General features: G+C 36.3%; 1 protein-coding gene. It reads right to left on the reverse strand.

All coding sequences use genetic code 11. The features are described from left to right. The coding region (locus tag NBRC110019_RS16615) for a fibronectin type III domain-containing protein (RefSeq protein WP_281756592.1) at window positions 1-2,707 on the reverse strand (2,707 nt) is incomplete at both ends.

Consider the following 2,707-nt stretch of genomic DNA (forward strand, 5'->3'; position numbering starts at 1 on the left):
GGCATATTCCCCAGCGTCATAAACATCTAATACATTATCACTGTTGGCCAAGGTAGTTCCGTTCTGATACCAAGTAAAAGTTACACCTACATCTGTTAAAGCAAAACCAGAAGGAGACGTTGTTATTGTAGTAGCTATAATACCATTAGAACATACCTCATAATAGGTACTATCAAAATCTAAGAATGGAGTATTGTAAACCATAATATCAAAAGCAACTATATCGGTACATCCTGAAACAGTATTCTCTAAACTAGCATAAATCGTTTGGAAGTTAGGATCTTCATTTGTATATGGAGAACTTAACGGGCTAACTCCATCTTGTGCATCATTGTAGGATGTATAATAAGTAACAAAAGTATCAGACTGACCATCAATTACCGCAGAATCTTGTAAAGTTAAATCAAACTCAGCATAACCGTCATTTGAACTATCATCACAAATTATCATATCATCAGGCTGACCAGCTGTTACATCACCAACAATATTTACTTGAACATCAGCACTAGTACTACATCCCGAAACTAAGTCTGTAACCATTACAGTAAATATTCCTTCTTCATCACCATCGGCTGCTAATATATAAGTAGAACCAGTTGCACCAGAAATAAGCGTTCCATCATCATACCAAGCAAACTCAAACGTACCACTTAAATCGGCAAGATTTGCAATAGTTGGCTCTAAAGTATATTCCTCACAGAAAAATTTATCAACACTAGCACTAGGAAAAGAAACCTCAGGAGCTGGATTTACAATAATTTCAAAATCACTGATACCGAAACATCCAGTAGTTGAAAGATCTAATCTAGCATGAATAGTCTGTTGATCTATTTCCGTATTCGTATATGGAGACGTAAGTGGATTAGAACCATTTACTGCATCATCATACGATGCATAATAGGTTACAACACCCCCCGTCAAACCGTTCATAATTACTGCATCTTGATCAGTTAAATCAAATTCAGCATATCCATTATTAGGAACTTCATCACAAGCTTCTAAATCATCAGCAATACCAATATCAACAAAATCATTTATAGTAATAACTACATCATCAGAAATAGCAGATGTTGTACCATCACATTGATTATATGTAACCTCTGCTGTATAAGTTGTTGTACCTTGTGGATATACTGTAGTTTCAGGGTCTGTACTAACAACATCCCCCTGACCATCTAACCATTGGAATGTATAGTTTGCCGGACCTGCAGGATAGAATCTCCAAGATTCATTAGTAGCAGTCCACACACCTGTATTTCTGTTTGGTGGAAAATAACCAATAGTACCATCAGCATTCTGAATACCTGCTGCTGCTGCACCTGCATTCCATGTAGTACAAGTTGGTTTATCTATAATATTAATTTCTACTACATTACTAGACTCATAAAGTACTATTTGTGATGTAGACAGCAATGAAGTACATGAATACTGACAAACTCCTTCAAAATTAATTTTGAAAGTTCTATCAGGAGCTGTACCTGCCAATTCGTAAGTAATATTTCCACAAACCCCTGGATGAATATCATGATAAACACCAAAAATAGCATTTAAAGGTAATCCTGGGTCAGGAATAGATTCTGTAAACGCCCATGGACAACCAGCATTCGCATAAGCAGCATTAAATGATACAACTCCATTTGCTCCTACCACTAATTGGTTATAGGTGTTTCCAAAATAACAGAAGTTAAATCCTATATTTATTAAACCAGAATAAACATCATCTGTATTAATACCAACAGCAGTACCAGTCTGAACGTTCGCTATACATTGCGCGTCACCTAATTGATAAGCTGTAGTACTTGTTCCTGATATGAAAAAATCAGCATCTAAGTCAACTCCAGAAATAGTAGCAGAACAATCCGCTGTAAAATCGTCTCCCGCATCTACCGTTTGACACAAAGAATCTGTAATCGGAGGACATTCATCCTGAGTAATCCCTGTACTTGTTAGAACACAGTTAGGATCATCAGCATTAGCAACAGTAAAGTTTACTGGAATTGTATTTGTATAAGGTCCAAAAGTATATGTACCTATACCGTTCGCTATTTGAGTTGCACTACCCATACTATCATCTATAGTTATAGATGTAGCATCTCCCATATCTGTAATCTCAACATCTACATAGAATTCAAACACTTGATTTTGAACATCACAAGCAGAAACAGTTGAATAAGTAGCTGTTGGGTTAATACATGTAGTACATAATACCGTAAAATCTAAAGTAGATTGCTCACCTGTAGCACAGCTATTAGAGCCATCTGAATTTATTTGGATGTATATAACACCTCCAGTAGATTGCATTTCTAAACCAGCTAAGTCACCTGAGTTTCCATAACCGGAATATAAAACTGTAGTTCCGTCAGAATCGTAGATGATAATTTCGTCATCTCCGTTTTCTAATGTACCCGAGTTAAAAATAGCTGTCAAATAAATAGTTAAATCCGAAGAAGTAAATGTAAACATGGTAGTATCATTATTACCATAGCAGTAAGTAACGTTTGTTGGCCCTACAGTACAGTCTACAGTGAATTCTGTTTGAATTTCTGTTGTAAATGTATATGGAGCAGACCAATCACTGTAAAAACCAGCACTACATTCAGCTCTTACATATACTTCGTAAGCTGTATCGGGTAATAAGTTGTTTATTGTTACAGGCAACGAAGTTACGGCAGTACCAGCACCTGTTGGTACTCCTGTACCTGCTGGT

This window comes from Neptunitalea chrysea (genome assembly GCF_027924145.1).
Taxonomy (GTDB): domain Bacteria; phylum Bacteroidota; class Bacteroidia; order Flavobacteriales; family Flavobacteriaceae; genus Neptunitalea; species Neptunitalea chrysea.